Annotated in this window: 21 protein-coding genes and 1 pseudogene; 8 read left to right on the plus strand and 14 right to left on the minus strand. The window is 65.0% G+C overall.

What is annotated here, in order from left to right:
• The first annotated feature begins 74 nt into the window (after positions 1-74).
• The 3 genes from G6N41_RS26675 to G6N41_RS26685 are packed head-to-tail and all read left to right on the plus strand — an operon-like array spanning position 75 to position 2250.
• Positions 75-674 (plus strand): acid phosphatase, encoded by a 600-nt coding sequence (locus tag G6N41_RS26675; protein WP_198966147.1) that lies wholly within the window; start codon positions 75-77, stop codon positions 672-674.
• A complete protein-coding gene (locus G6N41_RS26680; RefSeq protein ID WP_198966148.1) occupies positions 671-1771 on the plus strand; it encodes an isochorismate synthase in 1101 nt (366 codons plus the stop codon). The genes G6N41_RS26675 and G6N41_RS26680 overlap by 4 nt, the downstream gene beginning before the upstream one ends.
• Entirely contained in the window at positions 1768-2250 is a 483-nt protein-coding gene (locus G6N41_RS26685; protein WP_198966149.1) for a GNAT family N-acetyltransferase, read from the plus strand. The genes G6N41_RS26680 and G6N41_RS26685 overlap by 4 nt, the downstream gene beginning before the upstream one ends.
• Here G6N41_RS26685 and G6N41_RS26690 read toward each other — a convergent pair.
• Positions 2202-2633 (minus strand): hypothetical protein, encoded by a 432-nt coding sequence (locus G6N41_RS26690; RefSeq protein ID WP_198966150.1) that lies wholly within the window; start codon positions 2631-2633, stop codon positions 2202-2204. The two genes, G6N41_RS26685 and G6N41_RS26690, sit on opposite strands and share 49 nt — an antisense overlap.
• A 124-nt stretch (positions 2634-2757) precedes the next feature.
• Here G6N41_RS26690 and G6N41_RS26695 point away from each other — a divergent pair, with 124 nt between their 5' ends.
• Both G6N41_RS26695 and whiB1 read left to right on the plus strand, forming a co-directional pair.
• Positions 2758-3723 (plus strand): diacylglycerol/lipid kinase family protein, encoded by a 966-nt coding sequence (locus G6N41_RS26695; protein WP_198966151.1) that lies wholly within the window; start codon positions 2758-2760, stop codon positions 3721-3723.
• A 284-nt stretch (positions 3724-4007) separates the two neighbouring features.
• The gene (whiB1, locus tag G6N41_RS26700) at positions 4008-4262 is read left to right on the plus strand and encodes a transcriptional regulator WhiB1 (RefSeq protein WP_012393205.1); all 255 of its coding nucleotides are present in this window, start codon (positions 4008-4010) and stop codon (positions 4260-4262) included.
• Positions 4263-4324: 62 nt separating this feature from the next.
• Here whiB1 and G6N41_RS26705 read toward each other — a convergent pair whose 3' ends face one another.
• Together G6N41_RS26705 and G6N41_RS26710 are read right to left on the minus strand one after the other, a co-directional pair.
• On the minus strand, positions 4325-5824 hold the full coding sequence (locus G6N41_RS26705) for a sensor histidine kinase (RefSeq protein WP_020732172.1): 1500 nt from the start codon (positions 5822-5824) through the stop codon (positions 4325-4327).
• A 49-nt stretch (positions 5825-5873) separates the two neighbouring features.
• Positions 5874-6089 carry a biotin/lipoyl-binding carrier protein gene (locus G6N41_RS26710; RefSeq protein WP_012393203.1) on the minus strand — a complete coding sequence of 72 codons (216 nt, stop codon included), beginning with the start codon at positions 6087-6089 and terminating at the stop codon, positions 5874-5876.
• 190 nt (positions 6090-6279) lie between these two features.
• On the opposite strand from G6N41_RS26710, the gene G6N41_RS30225 reads away from it, so the two are divergent.
• A complete protein-coding gene (locus G6N41_RS30225) occupies positions 6280-6354 on the plus strand; it encodes a 50S ribosomal protein bL37 (protein ID WP_011728008.1) in 75 nt (24 codons plus the stop codon).
• Positions 6355-6450: 96 nt separating this feature from the next.
• Here G6N41_RS30225 and rsrA read toward each other — a convergent pair whose 3' ends face one another.
• Positions 6451-6756, minus strand: a complete 306-nt coding sequence (gene rsrA / locus G6N41_RS26715) for a mycothiol system anti-sigma-R factor (RefSeq protein WP_198966152.1) — start codon at positions 6754-6756, stop codon at positions 6451-6453.
• A complete protein-coding gene (locus tag G6N41_RS26720) occupies positions 6753-7403 on the minus strand; it encodes a sigma-70 family RNA polymerase sigma factor (RefSeq protein WP_198968037.1) in 651 nt (216 codons plus the stop codon). The genes rsrA and G6N41_RS26720 overlap by 4 nt, the downstream gene beginning before the upstream one ends.
• 315 nt (positions 7404-7718) lie before the next feature.
• Between G6N41_RS26720 and G6N41_RS26725 the strand changes: the two genes are divergently transcribed.
• Both G6N41_RS26725 and G6N41_RS26730 read left to right on the plus strand, forming a co-directional pair.
• The gene (locus tag G6N41_RS26725) at positions 7719-8567 is read left to right on the plus strand and encodes an SDR family oxidoreductase (RefSeq protein ID WP_020732169.1); all 849 of its coding nucleotides are present in this window, start codon (positions 7719-7721) and stop codon (positions 8565-8567) included.
• An 11-nt stretch (positions 8568-8578) separates the two neighbouring features.
• Complete coding sequence (locus tag G6N41_RS26730) at positions 8579-9034, plus strand: YbaK/EbsC family protein (RefSeq protein WP_407663706.1); 456 nt, start codon at positions 8579-8581, stop codon at positions 9032-9034.
• Between the two features lie 25 nt (positions 9035-9059).
• On the opposite strand, the pseudogene G6N41_RS30230 reads toward G6N41_RS26730, so the two are convergent.
• From G6N41_RS30230 to G6N41_RS26765, 9 genes and pseudogenes are all read right to left on the minus strand, one after another.
• A pseudogene (locus G6N41_RS30230) lies at positions 9060-10118 on the minus strand (hypothetical protein); the annotation flags it as partial.
• A gap of 562 nt (positions 10119-10680) precedes the next feature.
• Positions 10681-11151: a hypothetical protein gene (locus G6N41_RS30235; protein ID WP_407663707.1), complete on the minus strand. Its 471-nt coding sequence runs from the start codon at positions 11149-11151 to the stop codon at positions 10681-10683.
• A gap of 213 nt (positions 11152-11364) precedes the next feature.
• Complete coding sequence (locus tag G6N41_RS26740) at positions 11365-11712, minus strand: YbaB/EbfC family nucleoid-associated protein (RefSeq protein WP_011740506.1); 348 nt, start codon at positions 11710-11712, stop codon at positions 11365-11367.
• A complete protein-coding gene (locus G6N41_RS29680) occupies positions 11709-12056 on the minus strand; it encodes a hypothetical protein (RefSeq protein WP_243709906.1) in 348 nt (115 codons plus the stop codon). Before G6N41_RS29680 ends, G6N41_RS26740 begins: the two co-directional genes overlap by 4 nt.
• Positions 12041-13228, minus strand: a complete 1188-nt coding sequence (locus G6N41_RS26745; RefSeq protein WP_231608733.1) for a PPE domain-containing protein — start codon at positions 13226-13228, stop codon at positions 12041-12043. Before G6N41_RS26745 ends, G6N41_RS29680 begins: the two co-directional genes overlap by 16 nt.
• Positions 13229-13306: 78 nt before the next feature.
• Positions 13307-13903: a hypothetical protein gene (locus G6N41_RS26750; RefSeq protein WP_198966154.1), complete on the minus strand. Its 597-nt coding sequence runs from the start codon at positions 13901-13903 to the stop codon at positions 13307-13309.
• 222 nt (positions 13904-14125) lie between these two features.
• On the minus strand, positions 14126-14797 hold the full coding sequence (locus G6N41_RS26755; protein ID WP_198966155.1) for a hypothetical protein: 672 nt from the start codon (positions 14795-14797) through the stop codon (positions 14126-14128).
• Between the two features lie 24 nt (positions 14798-14821).
• Positions 14822-15136, minus strand: coding sequence for an ESX-1 secretion-associated protein (locus G6N41_RS26760; protein ID WP_012393193.1), 315 nt, complete (start codon positions 15134-15136; stop codon positions 14822-14824).
• A gap of 75 nt (positions 15137-15211) precedes the next feature.
• The gene (locus tag G6N41_RS26765; protein WP_231608734.1) at positions 15212-16471 is read right to left on the minus strand and encodes an EspA/EspE family type VII secretion system effector; all 1260 of its coding nucleotides are present in this window, start codon (positions 16469-16471) and stop codon (positions 15212-15214) included.
• Between the last annotated feature and the right edge of the window lie 821 nt (positions 16472-17292).

Raw genomic sequence — 17292 nt, forward strand, 5'->3', positions numbered from 1 at the left:
TGTCATCCTGGCATGCGCTCGGCAGTCTGGCTGGGGCGACGGGTCCGGCATGTCGTCCGGCACAATCGTTCGGCATGGGCGTGCACAACCACCGACTCCTGCTGCTCCGCCACGGCGACACCGAATGGTCGAAATCGGGCAAGCACACGGGTCGAACCGACATCGAGCTGACCGAAACCGGCCGCGCGCAAGCGGAGCTGGCTGGGCGGGCGCTCAACGAGCTCGAACTCGACAATCCGCTGGTGATCAGCAGTCCCCGCAAGCGAACCCTGGCCACCGCCGAGTTGGCCGGGCTGACCGTCGATACGGTCTCCGAACTGGTCGCCGAGTGGGATTACGGTTCCTACGAAGGCCTGACCACGCCGCAGATCGGCGAATTCGAGCCGAATTGGCTGGTCTGGACGCACGGATGCCCCGGCGGGGAATCCGTGCAGCAGGTCACTGAGCGCGCCGACCGGGCCATCGCAGTTGCGCTAGAACACATGACTTCACGTGATGTGGTGTTCGCCAGCCACAGCCACTTCTCCCGGTCAGTGATAACGCGTTGGGTCGAATTGGCACTGGTCGAAGGCAGCCGGTTCTACATGCCCACCGCTTCCATCGCCATTTGCGGATTCGAGCACGGGGTGCGTCAGCTGAGCGCGCTCGGATTGAAAGGGTTTTCGGACAGTTGATAGCCAGCGAACCGCCATTCGCACTGTGCGGGCCCCGGGGAAATCTGATTGCCGAAGGGGTGCGTACCAGTTACTCCGAAATTGCGGCGGCCCAGGCCGCACTGCGCTCCGGATCAGCGCCAATGTTGTTGGGCGCGTTTCCTTTCGACGTAAGCCGACCCGCGGCGCTGATGGTGCCGACGTCGGCGCGACGCGAGACGGGGCTGCCCGACTGGCCCACCGAAGCGCCGCCCAGGGTGCGCATCAGCGCCGCGGTGCCGCCACTTGCCGAACACCGCGCTCGGATCACCCGCGCGCGAGATCAGCTGGCCGCACCGCAGGGCTTGCTGCACAAGGTGGTGCTGGCGCGGGCCCTGCAGTTGACCGCGGAGACCGCTCTGGACGCTCGAGTCGTCCTGCGCAGGCTGATGGCGGCCGACCCCACGTCCTACAGCTATCTGGTCGACCTGACCGCGGCTGGAGATTGCTACACCGGAGCGGCCCTGGTGGGCGCCAGCCCCGAGCTGCTGGTCGCCCGATTCGGCGATCAGGTCACCTGCCAACCCTTCGCCGGCTCCGCTCCACGCTCCGCGGATCCGGAGATCGACGCCGCCAACGCGACGGCGCTGGCCGGTTCGGCCAAGAACCGGCACGAGCATCAACTGGTGATCGACACCATGCGCGAGGCGCTGGAGCCGCTCTGCGACGAGCTGAAAATCGCACCGGAGCCCGAACTGACCGGTACCGCCGCGGTCTGGCATCTGTGCACTCCAGTCATTGGTAAACTGCGCGATACCGCAACTACGGCAATCGATCTGGCATTGGCACTGCACCCCACCCCCGCGGTGGGCGGTGTGCCGACGAACGCCGCCAGCGAGCTCATTGCCGCACTGGAGGGCGACCGCGGTTTCTACGCGGGAACAGTCGGCTGGTGCGACGCGGGCGGTGACGGCTACTGGGTGGTGTCCATTCGCTGCGCACAGCTGTCAGCCGACCGGCGCACCGCGCTGGCGCACGCCGGCGGCGGCATTGTCGCAGAATCCAATCCCGATGACGAAGTCGACGAGACCACAACGAAATTCGCCACAATATTGACCGCTCTAGGAGTCAAACAATGACCGAGAACATCCGCCGGGCCAAGCCGGAAGACACCGCTGAAATTACCGCCATGATCCGCGAGCTCGCCGAGTTCGAGCGCGCCGCCGACCAATGCACGGTCAGCGAAAAGCAGATATCCACAGCACTTTTCGGAGCTCTGCCGACGGTGCGGGGACACATCGTCGAGATCGACGGTCAGATCGCGGCGATGGCGCTGTGGTTTCTGAACTTCTCCACCTGGGACGGCGCCGCCGGGATCTACTTGGAAGACCTTTACGTGCGGCCGCAATTCCGCCGGCGTGGGCTGGCCCGAAGGCTGCTGGCGACGCTGGCCGCCGAATGCCTGGACAACGCTTACACGCGGCTGTCCTGGGCGGTGCTGAACTGGAACTCCAATGCCATTGCGGTCTACGACGCCGTCGGCGGGCAGCCGCAGAACGAATGGACCACCTACCGGCTGTCTGGCCCGGATTTGGTGGCACTGGCCGGACCCCGCTGATCCCCGGCGCCGGCCCAGCGCAGCGATGGGGGGCTGAACAGCAGCAGCAACACGGTCAGTGCCACGGCCCCCAGCGGAATGCCGAACACCGGCTGGTGCGAATCAGCGGTCAGATACCAGGCAACCGGCAGCAGCAGTAGCTGGGTGACCACGGCCAGCCCCCGACCCCAGCGCCTACCGGCCACCAGAGCACATCCAGCGGCCAGCACCACGGCACCGATGAGGACAAACCACACCGCGGTGCCCAGGCCGTTGACCAGGCCCTGATCGGCCCCTGCGAGCCCGCGCACTGCCAACACCGCCGCCACGATCAGCCCTGCGGCCCCCTGCACCGCCACGACCACTCCAGCGCCGCGGATGGGGGTCGGGGCTGGCACAGTCACAGCCTCAGCGTAATCGTGGGGCCACGCCGAGGCGCACTCACGGCGCCGGGGCGCCCGATGGCGCGGCTAACCCGAAACAGACGACACCGACGCAGCAGGTTTACACGGCCTAGGCTCATGCCTCATGCGCGCCGTGTTGATCGTCAACCCAACCGCCACCTCCATCACACCGGCGGATCGCGAACTGGTGGTCAACGCGCTCAAGGGCCGCCTGGATCTCGACATCGAACACACCAAACATCGTGGCCACGCCACCGAGCTGGGCGAAGCGGCCGCCGCCGCCGGAGTGGACCTGGTGGTTGTGCACGGCGGCGACGGCACGGTAAGCGGAGTGATCAACGGAGTCCTGGGCCGCCCCGGCTCAACCCCGACCGGCCCGCTGCCGGCCATCGCGGTCATTCCCGGCGGCTCGGCAAACGTCCTGGCCAGGTCGCTCGGGATCTCGCACGGCCCCGTTGCCGCCACCAACCAGCTGCTTCAGCTGCTCGATGACTACCGCCGCCGCCCGCAGTGGCGTCGAATCGGACTGATCGACTGCGGCGAGCGCTGGGCCGCCTTCAACACCGGCATGGGCGTGGACGCCGAGGTGGTCGCCGCGGTAGAAGCCGAGCGCGACGGCGGCAGGAAAGTCACCCCCTGGCGCTATGTCCGCGCGACGGTGCCCGCCATGCTGTCCAACGCCGGCCGCGAACCCGCACTCAAGCTGGAGATTCCGGGCCGTGAACCGGTCACGGAGGTGAGCTTTGTCTTCGTGTCCAACGCCAGTCCATGGACCTTCGTGGGCAACCGGCCGGTGTGGACAAATCCGGGCTGCACCTTCGAAACGGGCCTCGGAGTATTTGCCATGAGGAACATGAAGACGATCCCGACGCTGCGGCTGCTGCGGCAGATGTTGGCCAAACGACCGAAGTTCGACAGCAAACGCCTCGTCCACGACGACGACGTCCCAAGCCTGCGTGTTACCAGCACAGCCGCGCCGGTGGCCTGTCAGTTCGACGGGGACTACCTTGGGGTGCGCCAAACCATGACGTTCAGGGCCGTTCCGGAAGCGGTGGCGGTGGTCGCCCCTCCCCCCAAAAATCCCTGCTGAGCTGGGAAAAACCAAGTCGTGACAAGGTCGCGACAGCCAATCTGCCCTCAACCGACGAGGCAGTGTAGTACAACTGTATAAGGGCTTTGGTAAGAGATCACCAAAGTGAGATAGCCCACGCGCTCACGTAACACTATTGACATCTGCGAAGCCTGTGAAACGATCAAAAGGTTGCATGCGAAGACATGTAGGGCTACAGAAACCTTTTCCTTGTGCACATCGTTAACCGCAAAGGAAAAATCGGCTGTGCGCATTGCTGCGCACTTAGTGAGGAGTAGTGACTAATGGATTGGCGCCACAAGGCGGTCTGCCGTGACGAAGATCCGGAGCTGTTCTTCCCGGTTGGGAACAGCGGTCCGGCAATCGCGCAGATCGCTGACGCGAAACTGGTCTGTAATCGGTGCCCTGTGACCACCGATTGCCTCAGCTGGGCCCTGAACACGGGCCAGGACTCGGGCGTCTGGGGCGGTATGAGCGAAGACGAGCGACGCGCCCTAAAGCGCCGCAACGCACGGACCAAGGCCCGCAGCGGAGTCTGACAACTCGGTACGCAGCTGTACGGCCCCGACAACGCGTCGGGGCCGTATTGTTGCGCGCTGCATTAGGCCAGCAGCCGGCCCCGGCGACCGATTGGCACTCGAAGCACCACGTCGGTACCTCGCCCGGGCGCTTCTCGCATCCCCAGCGAGCCATCCAGCTCCGCTGACACCAGGGTGCGCACAATCTGCAGGCCCAGGCTGTCGGACTTCTCCAAGCTGAAACCGGAGGGAAGGCCACGTCCATCGTCGTGCACCACAACATCGAGCCAGCGCGCCGAGCGCTCGGCCCGAATGGTCACCGCCCCCTGAGCCGCGGGATCAAATGCATGCTCGATCGCGTTCTGAACCAACTCGGTGATCACCATGATCAGGGCGGTCGCGCGATCGGAGTCCAGCACGCCGAGGTCACCGACGCGGTTGATCCGGATCGGCCTATCCACTGACGCCACATCGTTCATGATCGGCAAGATCCGGTCGATGACCTCATCGAGGTTGACCTGCTCATCGACGGACATCGACAGCGCGTCGTGCACCAACGCGATCGACGAAACCCGGCGCACCGACTCGATCAGCGCCTCTCGCCCCTCGGCATTGGTGGTGCGTCGGGCCTGCAACCGCAGTAACGCAGCAACGGTCTGCAGGTTGTTTTTCACCCTGTGGTGAATTTCGCGGATTGTCGCGTCCTTGGAGATCAGGGCCCGGTCCCGGCGCTTCACCTCGGTGACGTCACGAATGAGAATGGCGGCTCCGGCGCTGACACCGCCCACCACCAAGGGCAAAGTACGCAGCAGTACCGTCGCGCCTCCGGCGTCGACCTCCATCCGCATACTTCTGCCACCGACCAGCAGATCTCGGACATGTTCAGCCACTTCTTCGGCCTCAAACGGATCCGAAATCAGCGGCCGGGTCACTTCGATCAGCTCGTGGCCCTCCAACTCGGTGGTCAAACCCATCCGGTGGTAGGCCGACAACGCGTTGGGGCTGGCGTAGATGGCGACACCGTCGACATCGAGGCGGATGAAGCCGTCACCGGCCCGCGGCGTCGAACGCGACATGGCGACGTCACCGACATCGGGGAAGGTGCCCTCGGCCAACATCTGCAGCAGGTCGGTGGCGCAGTCGCGGTAGGCGCTCTCCAAGTGTCCGGACGCGCGTTCGGCGGCGACCGCGGTTTGATGCTGCGTCAACACCGCGACCACATGATCGCCGTAGCGCACCGGGGAGGCCTCGATGCTCGGCCCAGGCAGCTGACCCAAGTGTTGTTGGTCGGCATCGCTGTCACGCCGGGCGCTACCGGAGGCGAACGTTTCGGCGACCAGCGGCAGCCGATCGGCTTCGACAACGCTGCCCACCGCGTCGGTCTGCAGAACCGTCGGCGCGGTGTTGGGCCGGCATTGCGCCACACAGACCAGGGCGCCATCGTCTCGGGCAACCCACATCAGGTAGTCGGCAAAGGACAAGTCGGCGAGCAGTTGCCACTCCCCCACCACCGCATGGAGGTGGTCCACCGCGTTGCCGGGCAGCATCGTGTTTTCGGCCAGCAAATTACCGAGAGTGGACATCAACAGGCTCCAGAGTCGCTCCCGGACGCGGGGTTTTTGGGTTCAAGGGCTAACTGATCACCGCGATGAGGTCGCCGGCCTGGATAACGTCACCCACGGCCACACTCACTTTGCTCACGGTGCCGCCGATTTCAGCCAGGACCGGGATCTCCATCTTCATCGACTCCAGCAGCACCACTATGTCGCCTTTGCCGATCTGGTCACCTTCACTGACAACGACTTCGAGCACGCTGGCCACGATCTCGGCGCGAACATCCTCGGACATCTTCACCCCACTCGGTTCGGCCATTGCACATGCCGGCTGCTGGTCTATCGGCTCATGTATATCGAACCATAAGGCCACCCGGGGTCGCGGCGCGCGGGCTAGTGCGGTGGCACTGACTCCCGCGTGAGACACTTGCGACAACCCGGGCGGAACCTGGCCGCTCTGCATCGATCAACTACGGAGGTTCATCATGGCCAAGCGTGGCCGTAAGAAGCGCGACCGCAAGCACAGCAAGGCCAACCACGGCAAGCGGCCAAACGCCTAGCTCAGCGGCATAACCGCCCGCCCGCCCAGCCAAGCAAGCCGAAGGCTACCCGCCCCGCGGCCAGCCCGCTGAGCGGGCGGTTTTGTCGATAGCTCGTTACTCGCCGCCCCGGATGATGGTCGTGCGGCTGATCTGTAGGCGTACCCGCTCCCGCAGCCCCTCCGGGGCCTTCTCGCCCTGACACTTGATGGCAATCAGTAGCTTGATCCGCTCCTCGAGCCCGTAATGCTTCAGGCATCCGGGGCATGCCTCGAGGTGCTCCCGCAGCTTCTGGCGCGTTTCCGGGGTGCACTCGCCATCAAGCAAGGTCCACACCTCGGCGATCACCTCCGCACAGCCAAAGTAGCCGTGCGAATCCTCATTGTCCGGCAACGAGTCGGGTGAGCCGGGAACATCGCTCATGAAGACACCTCCTGGTGGGCCTGCTCACCGCGGACGAAGCCACGTTCCTTGGCCACATCCGCCAACAGGGTGCGCAGCTGCCGTCTGCCCCGGTGTAGCCGCGACATCACAGTCCCGATCGGCGTGTCCATGATCTCGGCGATCTCCTTGTAGGGAAAACCCTCCACGTCGGCGTAGTAGACCGCCATCCGGAATTCTTCCGGCAATGCCTGCAGCGCCTCTTTTATCTCAGTGTCCGGCAACGCCTCGAGGGCCTCGACCTCGGCCGAACGCAGCCCGGTCGAGGAATGCTCGGCGTTGGATGCCAGCTGCCAATCGGTGATCTCGTCGGTGGGATATTCCGCGGGCTGTCGCTGCTTCTTGCGATAGCTGTTGATGTAGGTATTGGTCAGAATCCGGTACTGCCACGCCTTGAGATTGGTGCCCTCCCGGAAAGAACGAAAACCCGCGTAGGCCTTGACCATGGTCTCCTGCAGCAGATCCTCGGCATCGGCCGGATTGCGCGTCATCCGCAGCGCGCCGCCGTACAGCTGGTCCAACAGGGGAATCGCGTCGCGCTCGAAGCGCGCAGTCAGCTGCTCGTCAGTCTCCTCAGGCGGCTCCGGGTCGGGCGCCTCAGCCGGGGTCACACCATCGATGTCGGCCATCTTGATAAACACGGTCCCTTCGGTCGAGGTGCCACCGGACAGCGTCGCTACCGACGCCGGACTCGCAAGGAAGCGCCCCAACCGCTCCTCGCCCAGCAGGCTCGTCGAGGTCGACACCAAGCTCCCTCCTCCCAATCTAAAGGCCACGACTGACAATGTCCGCGTCAGTCCGCCCTTTCCTTCGGCTCCCTCATCCCACCAACGCCCACGGTTGATGAGACCGCAATCAATCAACGGCATTTTCTCGCCCGCTATTTCCCGACCGATCCGCGATCCCGCAATCCTCACTGATCCAGGGGGCATTAGTGTGACGCCATGTCCCTTAACGGCAAGACCATGTTCATCTCCGGCGCCAGCCGCGGTATCGGCCTGGCGATCGCCAAGCGGGCCGCACAAGACGGTGCGAACATCGCACTGATCGCCAAGACCGCCGAACCCCACCCGAAGCTTCCGGGCACCGTATACACGGCAGCCAAAGAGCTCGAGGAAGCCGGCGGTCAGGCACTGCCGATCGTCGGGGACGTCCGCGACCCGGACTCCGTCAGCGCCGCCGTCGCCAAGACGGTGGAACAGTTCGGCGGCATCGACATCTGCGTCAACAATGCCTCCGCCATCAACCTCGGGTCCATCACCGAAGTGCCGATGAAGCGGTTCGACCTGATGAACGGCATCCAGGTGCGCGGCACCTATGCGGTGTCGCAGGCGTGCATCCCGCACATGAAGGGCCGGGAAAACCCGCACATCTTGACGCTTTCTCCGCCGGTGCAGCTGGACAAGAAGTGGCTGAAGCCGACCGCATACATGATGGCCAAGTTCGGTATGACGCTGTGCGCGTTGGGAATCGCCGAGGAGATGCGCGACGAGGGCATCGCCTCGAACACGCTGTGGCCCCGCACCCTGGTGGCAACCGCCGCGGTGCAGAACCTGCTCGGCGGCGACGAGGCGATGGGACGAGCCCGCAAACCCGATGTCTATGCCGATGCGGCCTACGTCATCCTCAACAAGAACTCCCGCGAGTACACTGGCAACTCGGCGCTGTGCGAGGACGTGCTGCTCGAGTCGGGAGTGAGCGACCTTTCGATCTACAACTGCGTGCCCGGGGCCAAGCTGGGCGTGGACCTGTGGGTGGAAGAGGTCAACCCGCCGGGGTACACGCAGCCCTGAGGCGCACCAGCGTGGCCATGGGCGCAACACCGGGGGTCGCCGCGCTAATCAAAGCCGGTGTGACACACGAACTCTTGCACTTCGAAGCTGTCACGGACCTCTCGGACCGCGCAGATATCGCGCCCGAGCAGGTGTTCAAGACTCTGATCATCGCGCTACCCGGCGAGTTGGCGGTCGCGGTCGTGCCGGTGCCGTCGCGCTTGTCGTTGAAGGCCGCTGCCTCGGCGTTGGGGGCGGCCAAGGCCAGCATGGCCGAGCCCGCCGACGCCGAACGGACAACCGGATACGTGGTCGGCGGCATCTCGCCGTTTGGTCAACGTAAGAAACTTCGCACGGTGGTAGACAGCTCGGCCCTCACGTGGGACCGGGTGCTGTGCAGCGCCGGGAAGCGGCATTGGGACGTCGCGGTCCCTCCGGCGGATCTGGTCAGATTGACCGACGCGCTCACCGCCGACATCCGGGCCTAGCGCAGGAACCGCGCGATGCCGTCCGTCATCCGCAGGCCGCGAGCTTCGGGTTCAGGGCGGCGTGCAGCAGCCCGCTGAGGTGTTTCCAGTACAGCCAGTCGGCGATGGCGGCCCGCGAATCGGCCGGTTCGGCGAGGGAATGCGCCTGGTCGAGGGCGAACCGTTGCGCGTGTTCGGCAAAGGTCAGAAACGCCCGCAGATGCGCCGCCTCGCGGTCGACGGCGTTGCTGGCCATCGGCTTCATCACTTCAAGCCACAGCATCGGGCGGCGATCACCCGGCGGTGCGGCAGCTAGCTGAACTGAGGACCCCAGGTCGGACAACCGCAGGTTGAAGGTGGCCGCCAGTCTTTCCGCCGTAGCGGCCACCGCCTCGGAATTCATTGTCTCCGAGGTGGCGCGAGTAGCGCGTCCATCCGCGTGCGCGGGGTCAGCCGCCGACGCCGGCGGCAGCAGATCGGTCAAACCGGCATCGCTGATGTCCGCCAGCCATTGCGCGGCTTCGGGATTGACCACCTGCAGCCGGAACCGGCCGGTCATCTTTCCGCTGGCCGGGATGTCTTCTGGGTCCAGGACAATTCTGGCCACGCCCGGGTCGGAATCGGCGAACTGTTGCTCGGTGGCGATTACCGCTCGCAGTGTCTTGCCCTGACATGCCGCCCAGCGCTGCACGGCCCGCACTGGTCGAGTGGCCCAGCAGGCCCGCTCGGTGGCGGGAATGGCCTCATCCGCACTGGCCATCTGCACCGGCTCGGGCAACTGCACCCCATCGGGAATGTAGGCCAGCCCGTAGCTGTTGGCCACCACGATCGTGGTGTCGGTGGTCACCGCGGTCACCCAGAAAAATCCGAGATCGCCCTGCCCGCCACCGCCCGGTGCATTCAACGCCGCGGCAATGCGGCGCGCCAGTTGCAGCGGATCGGCCCCATTGCGACGGGCCGCGTCAGCGGTGGACGCCTCGGCGATGGCGTCGCGTTCGGCACGCGCCGCCGACACCGGGATGAGCGGCTCCATCACCGCCCCGGCATTGACCGCGGCGGCGCGTTCGGTGGCATCCAGGCCGATGGTCGGACCGGTCTTTGCGGCGGCCCGGGTGGTCGCCGCCGCCGGTCTGATGGGCGCACTCGAAGGCTTCTGCCCCACGGGTGCGGCCGCTCCGGCTCGCGGACCCGCGGCGGCACCGGCCGGCCCCGCCGAAGCGTGCTCGGTGGCCTTGTCCTGCTCACGCAGGGGCCCCGAAGGCTGCGACGGTGCCGGCGCCATCGGGTTGCCACGCCCGCCGGCACCTGGCGCGGACCGGGCCGCCGCGGCCCTCAACACCGGGCCCTGTGCCCCGCCATCGGCGGCAGCCGGTGCCGGCGACGCGGGCCCGGCAACGGATCCGGGAACAGGATGCGCCGGCGACGAAGGCATCATCGGCTGGCCCACCGGCGACATTGCCGCCGGCGCGGGCGGGATCCACCCCGGCTCGGCCGCACCGGGTGTTGACTGCTCGGCCTCCGGAACTATCACCGGGGTGACCGGCACCGGTTGTGCAGGCGCCGGCGGCGCGGGTTCTTGCTCGATCGGCTGCCCGGTCTGAACGTCACGGCGCTGCGGGGGTGCTGCCGATGGCGGCGTCCGTTGGTTGAGCAAGTCTTCCAGCGCATTACGCGGGGGGGGTCCACGTCCTGCTCGCGAAAATCTGCTCAGTGGTGTCGGCGACCACGGCGACATTGGCCCCGTGCGTAGCGACGACCAAGCTTTCGATCGCAATGGCTCGCTCGGCGGCGGTGAGGCCGGGTTCGTTCTGCAGAACGAGGATCTGTTGGTGTGCGAACTCCGCGTTTGTATCAATGGCCAACTTGGCTTGCACAACCAAACCGGCAACATATTTGTGCCACGTAATCGCGGTGGCAAGGTCGTTCTGCAGGGTCATCAGATGACCGATATTGGTGCCGAGTTCGCCGTTGGCGGCATCGGCGGCACCACCCGACCAGACACCGTCGTCGAAAACTTGAGTCCGACGCTGTTGGCAACTCTCCAGCACTTCGGTGACTTGCCGCAAAACCTGCGTAAATTCCTGCGCCCTTTCATAAAAGGCGTCCTCATCGACCTCTGGCCATCCGCCCGGCTCCAATAGCTGGTCGAAATACCCACCCGTCGGCCTTAGCATGCTCATCGTTATTCGCCGCAATATTCGACACGACATATCAATCCGTACCTGCCGGCAACTTCGCCGCGGTCGCTGGCATCGTCAGCCCTGACCCGGTGATCGACTCTTGGGTGGACCTTGCGGCAAATCAGCGATTTGCCGGATGACACACGCCGACACCCGAACAGACGTTGCTCGTTACGTGATGCCCAGCCCCTTCTGGAGCTCACTGGAAATTCCGGCAAGCGACTCGAGGAACTGCTGCTGGCGGGCCTCGATGCCCGCGGACGCGACGGCATCCGCATCTTGGAGCGCCTCGTTGATTCGCTGCTCGACGGCTTCAGCACCCAGCCGTAGCAGACCTTCTTCGATATGCAGGTCGGTGAGCCACTGGCGTCCGTTCAGGGTCACGTCGACGGTCTTGGCTTCGTCGGTTCCGGCGAAGGATCCGCTGTTGGTCCGGTGCATCTGGTCTTCAAACGCGGACTGGAACTGCTGCGCCTGGCGCAATGCCTCAGCCACCTGCGGGTGCATCTGGGTGCTCATTTGGAGTCCTTACTGTTGGAGCCGGCCACGCTGTCGGGCCCGGCTTTGCTATCGGGGGCGGCACTCGCGTCCGGGCCGGCGACCTCGGCGGCGGATTTACGTGGGCGTTTGCCGATGAGGCCCTCGGTCCACGGCCGCTCTTCGGTGTAGAGCAACTCGTCCCCCGGCTCCGCGCGCTTGCCCTTACCGGTCTGCCCCGGGGCCTGTCCGGCGCCGGGGGCTCCCATGGGCGCCATGCCCGCACCGCCCGACCCCATCGCGGCCCCCGGCGCGGCGCCAGCCCCCAACAGATCGCGGCCACCGAGCTGCGATGAGATGGAGTCCGGTCCTATGGGAGGCCGCATCGACGCAGCGCCAGCTCCTCCGAATGAGGCCGGTTTGAGTTTCGACGCCCCCGCCGAAAGACCCGTCCCGCCGCCGCGACCGGCAAAGGAGTCGCCAGGGTGTTGCGCGGCAGCTGGGGGCTGCCGGCGAACGGTACGACGGGCATGTCGGTGGGGTTGGGCAGGGCCTCGTCCACTGGCCAGTCATCAGCCGGGGCGGGCACCGGATCGGGCCCGGGCGGCACCACGATCTGCTCGGGCGGCTTGGCCTGCGTGGGCGGATCGATTTTGACCTCATTGGCTTTGGGAGGCTTGGTTGGATGCACGGGCGGCAATGGAAAATTCGCCGCCCGTTCGTATTCCGCCAGCTCCTCATCCGATGTTTGCTGCAGCACCGCATAGATCGCAAGGATCTGGTTCCGCATATTCGTGACATCAGCCTTGGGGACGCTGCAGTACAGGTCGTCGAGGTCTCTCAGATCTGCGAAGCGAACCGTCTTTCCCTGGAACTGGATATGGCTGGCATGAAGCTGTCGTTGCGCGGCCGCAACCGTTTGGGCCTGGCTCGCCATGGTGCTACACAAGTCCGCCATCTGCCGCAGCCACGCGATCTGCCTGTCAAAATGGTCCTCGACGGCCGCTGCCGCCTCACCGTCCCAACGCTGAAAGGGTCCGAAGCGGTCGGTGGCCTCCAGCAACTTCAGCCGATAGTCCAGCCACGTCCTCGCGAAGTTTTCGAATGAATTGCCGTTGTCGGCCCACTCGATGGTCAATGCCCTGACCTTGAGATCTGCGTAGCCGCCAAGGCGGTGATCAGCTGCCATTGTGGAGACCCCGGCGTCGTCGAATGCCTCTGTTTCCGGCTCCGCACCTGCGGGGCCGGGGGTCGCCGCCGACACCGAGGCGCTGCCCGTGTCGAGGTCGGCCGCAGCGTGCTCGTCGACTTCCTCATAGGCCTTGGCCGCGTTCCTCAACGACTGCGCCAGCCGCGCCCGCTCCGTGTCGAAATAGCCCAGATACTTGCGCATTTCACCGGCGGAGCGCGCAAGCTCTGCGGCAGCTTCGTTAGCCGGTGCAAAGTCGCACGGGGGCTGGGGATCTTCCGTCGGCAGCCCGGGTATCGGAGCCTCCAGCCGGGCCGCTCTGGCCAAGAGCTCCTCGCCTTCCACGGCGAGCACCTGTGCTAGCGTCACGCGAATCCTCCTCCTAGGGGCTATTGAAAATCGTGAAATTCACCGTCAGTGGCTGATAGACGCTGATAGACAATGAATTCAGTGTTCGAGCTGCAGAACGGGTCCGTCTTCGGCGGGTTCTGGCGCAGTCCCCGGGCCCTGCTGGGCCATCGACGCAACCCCCTGCAGCTGCCCCATGGTCTGGTTGACCAGGTTCGCGTACTGAGAAGCGTGTCCCGATAGCGTCGCGGCCTGCCCCGGCAGAGAACCCATCTGGGCCATGGTGGGCAAGGTGAACCTCGATGCGATCGGTATCTCGGGTTCAGCTGCCAAGCCATATCCGAGGGCTGCACTGCCCGCCATCAAGGCGTTGCCGTGAACAGCATACTCGGACGTCGTTGCGGCGGAGTGGAATTGGACCTGTCCCAATTGTTCTCCGAGCGACTGGTCAGCTTCCGCATAGATCGCGGCGGCGGCGACGAAATTGGACCCCGTCTTCGTCAGGGCGGAGTTGACGACGGGCAACGAGTCGGCCACCGGCGACTCGATAATCGGCAAGATTGCGTTGATGGCTGCCGACGCAGAATCCAGTCCGGTCGCAACGATCGGCGGCGGGGGCGTCGGCAAAGTCAGCTCCGCCAAATCGATTCCAGCAATCTTCAGGCGGGAAGAATCGATGACCAGCTCCTTAGTCATGTCCAATCCCCTTACACGTGTTGCTATTTGAGCTAAAGCGGCCCGCGGCCGCCGCGCCTGTCTTCGTGGGGTGGGCCACAAAACGCCTGAATCCGCACCTAGCGCAGGCGTTGAGGCCCTGGGATCACCGTCGATCCGGTCAGAGTTACGAATCTCGCGATCGTCGGCTCGGGTTGCATCCGCTACGCGGCCGAGGCGTCGAAATCTGCAGCAGTCCCTCAGCTATCGGTATAGGGTGGAGAAAACCTCTGCTTGTTTTGCGGTGGCCTGTTCTTCGGACATCAAACCCATGGTGTTCTCCATGAAGTCACGCAATACCTCGCGCTCGTCAGTGCCCATCTCCGCCACGGGTTCCCACTCGGAATAGCTTCCCAACATGTAGCTGTGCTGGGCCGCCAACCCGTTTTGTCGAGCCAGGGCCGCGATGACCAGTACCTCCTCGGCGAGCTCGGCTTCACTCATGCTGGTCACCTTTGCCGACAGAGTGACTCGATGGATCCGGCCGTCCATCAGCGCCGACACCGACACCGTCCCAGGGGGGTTGACGACCGTGAACAGCGGGGCGCCATTCGAGTCGACGCCTTCCTCGGCACCCGCCGTCTCGGCGGCACCGTGGGGCTCTTCGATCTGCAATGGGGCGGTGTCGGGCTCGGTGTCTTCGTCTTCGACCTCGCCAGGCATGAACTGATCCATCGCATCGATGTCCGGTACTGGGTGTGTCGGGTCATCGGCGGCAAAGCCATCCAGGGCATCCGACTCCGCGCCGTCTTCGGAAACCTCCTCGGCGACAAAGAAATCCAGGGCGTCGAGATCATCGTGGTCGTGGTAGAGCGACGTGGTGTCCCTTCTTTCTGCATCTGAAGCGCTAATGGTCGACCCCGGCGCGGTAGCCATGCCCACCAGCGGGTTCCGACCCGATCAGCGCTCAATGATCTGTTTGTCGAGGCTTTCGCCGGCCTGCTCGTCGACTCCCTGGTATGCGCTGCTGGCGGTGCGTAGCTTGGCGGCGAGCTTGCTAGAAGTCGTGTTCATGCTGTTGGCCGCCGCGCGGCGGGCAGCCTCGGCATTGGCAAATGAGGTGTTGGAGGCTCCACTGATCACACCGTGAGACACCCAGACCTCATTCTTGAGATTCGTGGACGCGGCACCCGCAGATGCTGCCGTGGCCGCCGCTTGGGTCTGTGTGGCGGCCAGTGTCTGTAGGTATTGCGGTGTGACAACCAAGTTCGCCATGGATCTATCTCCTCGTCATATCGCTTCTGTGCGCTATCGCATCGGCCTGCAGTGGCTTCGACTCGACGGCGAGCGTCACACGACCTGCTGCGCAAAGATCGGCTGCTGCGCCGGTGGGGTGTCAGCAGCGGCCGCTTCGATCGGTGCACGCCCGGCAGCTGCGCCGGCCGAGTCCGCCCCGGCGCCCTCGACATCTTCAACAGTGGTGGCCTCGGCCTGCGCGGTGTCCTCGGCGGGAGCAGTCCCCTTGCCCTGTTGGGCCATCGATGCGACCTGCTGGACCTGTCCCATCGCCTGGTTGGCCAGGTTCGCGTGCTGAGAGACATGCCCCGAGAACTTTGCGCCTTGCCCCGAAATCGCCATCAGTTGGGCCAGGGTGGGCATGGTGAACGCCGACGTCGCCGACGGCGCATCCTCGAGCGGCACAGCCTCATCGGCGGCAGCGCTGTAGAACGCGGATTCGTCCGCGGCGCCGCCGGCGCGGCCGAGCGACCCGGCCGCCTCAGCTGTGAACGCCGTGCCCGACGCCGCAAAGCTCGAGATCGTCGACTCGGCCGACGCGGGCATATTGGCCGCCACCGGCATACCCGGGTCCGCTCCTTGGTACGGATCCGGAGCCAAATCTTGGTAATTGGCGGTCAAAACGTCCGCCTTCTTGGAGTTCTCAACCGAATAGGCGAGCACGGTGGAAAGCAGGCCCATGGCGATGGCGATGCCAAGCCCACTCACCGTGAATCCGAAAGACCGGGCCATGGCTGGGCCGGCCGGTACCGCAAACATCAAGGCCATCTCGACCGCGAAAGCCGCCAGAAGTAGGTTCTTGAGGATCGCAATCCCCAGGCGCCCATGGGTCACCCATTCGGCCTGATCTTGTACCAGGGCTGCGAACTTGACGTCGAGCTCGGCGAGCGCTTGTCCGCGATTCTGCAGTGCCGTGTTCTGGCTGGCATAGGCATAGGATGCCGAGCCCTGCCAACTGTTATCCGGAAGGGCCGACCCCAACTGTGCCTGAGCCTTGGCGAACTGCGTCGAGCCGACCAGGAGTTCATCTCCGTCGGCTGGCGGCCCGAACCCCATCAACGTCTCCAGCACTTCGACGATGTTGATCGTCCAGAGGATGGCACTGGCCCCTTGCGCCGCTTTTGAACTGGCAAGACTGGTCAACTGAGAGTGACCTACGCGCTTCGCCAGCGCCTGCGGCACCCAAGTTTGTCCGAAAACAGCGGTCAGCCCGTCCGAGGCCATGCCGGTGGCACTCGCCGCGAGATATTCAGGGTTAGTGAACTTTGGATCATTAACTCCGACGAATTGTTGACCAAAACTGCCGAGGTTCACGATGGTCCTAACCGCAGCGGCGATTAGTCCTGCAGGCATAGAGACGTCCTTACTGTTCGTTCTTGGCGATTCGGCGCCGTACGGGTGCCCCCGCGGGGCGACCCACTTCCATCAGATCGTCGTGAGGCAACGCGGCGAACTGAATTGGCTTCGCACGCGCCGCCATACGCGCGGCCCGCCGGCCGACGCGGCTGGTGATCCAATTGCCCTCGCCAGGAACGGTTCACACACGAACCGAACGTGGCTCGAGACGGCAAATCCAGTGCGAGGTGTCCGGGCAACGTACGTTGTCGCACCAGACGTCGGCAGGCTCCCCCGACCGCATGCCACTGGGCGCAGCTGGCTGCGGCATGGGTGAATACCGGGCGACCGGTTGGGATTCGGCGCGGACATCACTGCTGGGATTGATATTCCAGTGTCCGAGCACCGCGCGGTCCGGCAACAACACGAGGGCGCCAGGCATCATCGGGGCAACCTCGCCGGGACGCGGACACGGCTGGCCAAAGCCCATGGATGAACACCACCGGTGTCCACGTACACGGCATTCGCTGCTCCTTGCCCTAGTCCCGCTTCATGGCGGTGACATGCCAAGGGTTGCACCTGGCGAACCGGGCAGCATCGGTCAGATGACTCAATTGCGTGAGGTAATCGGAATCAGCCGATACGGCTGCGCACCAACGGTGCGTTGCGATAGACGCAGCTTTGCACCGATCTACTCGTTTGTCAGGCGTTTTGCCACAAGTGCGGCCCGTCATGGTCGGCAACCGCACCGCGTTCGGGCCGCTTGGAGACGTCGGTGGTTGCGCTGGCCAGCGGATGGA

This window comes from Mycobacterium shottsii (assembly GCF_010728525.1).
Lineage (GTDB): Bacteria > Actinomycetota > Actinomycetes > Mycobacteriales > Mycobacteriaceae > Mycobacterium > Mycobacterium marinum.

Excerpts from the sequence above, each read along its gene's own strand:
- G6N41_RS26695 (WP_198966151.1), top strand. The coding sequence starts at position 2,758 with ATGCGCGCCGTGTTGATCGTCAACCCAACCGCCACCTCCATCACACCG.
- G6N41_RS26675 (WP_198966147.1), top strand. The coding sequence starts at position 75 with ATGGGCGTGCACAACCACCGACTCCTGCTGCTCCGCCACGGCGACACC.
- G6N41_RS26760 (WP_012393193.1), bottom strand. The coding sequence starts at position 15,136 with ATGGCGAACTTGGTTGTCACACCGCAATACCTACAGACACTGGCCGCC.
- rsrA (WP_198966152.1), bottom strand. The coding sequence starts at position 6,756 with ATGAGCGATGTTCCCGGCTCACCCGACTCGTTGCCGGACAATGAGGAT.
- G6N41_RS26710 (WP_012393203.1), bottom strand. The coding sequence starts at position 6,089 with ATGTCCGAGGATGTTCGCGCCGAGATCGTGGCCAGCGTGCTCGAAGTC.
- G6N41_RS26755 (WP_198966155.1), bottom strand. The coding sequence starts at position 14,797 with ATGGCTACCGCGCCGGGGTCGACCATTAGCGCTTCAGATGCAGAAAGA.
- G6N41_RS26725 (WP_020732169.1), top strand. The coding sequence starts at position 7,719 with ATGTCCCTTAACGGCAAGACCATGTTCATCTCCGGCGCCAGCCGCGGT.
- G6N41_RS26705 (WP_020732172.1), bottom strand. The coding sequence starts at position 5,824 with ATGTCCACTCTCGGTAATTTGCTGGCCGAAAACACGATGCTGCCCGGC.
- G6N41_RS26720 (WP_198968037.1), bottom strand. The coding sequence starts at position 7,403 with ATGGCCGACATCGATGGTGTGACCCCGGCTGAGGCGCCCGACCCGGAG.
- whiB1 (WP_012393205.1), top strand. The coding sequence starts at position 4,008 with ATGGATTGGCGCCACAAGGCGGTCTGCCGTGACGAAGATCCGGAGCTG.
- G6N41_RS29680 (WP_243709906.1), bottom strand. The coding sequence starts at position 12,056 with ATGCGGCCTCCCATAGGACCGGACTCCATCTCATCGCAGCTCGGTGGC.
- G6N41_RS26740 (WP_011740506.1), bottom strand. The coding sequence starts at position 11,712 with ATGAGCACCCAGATGCACCCGCAGGTGGCTGAGGCATTGCGCCAGGCG.
- G6N41_RS26685 (WP_198966149.1), top strand. The coding sequence starts at position 1,768 with ATGACCGAGAACATCCGCCGGGCCAAGCCGGAAGACACCGCTGAAATT.
- G6N41_RS26750 (WP_198966154.1), bottom strand. The coding sequence starts at position 13,903 with ATGACTAAGGAGCTGGTCATCGATTCTTCCCGCCTGAAGATTGCTGGA.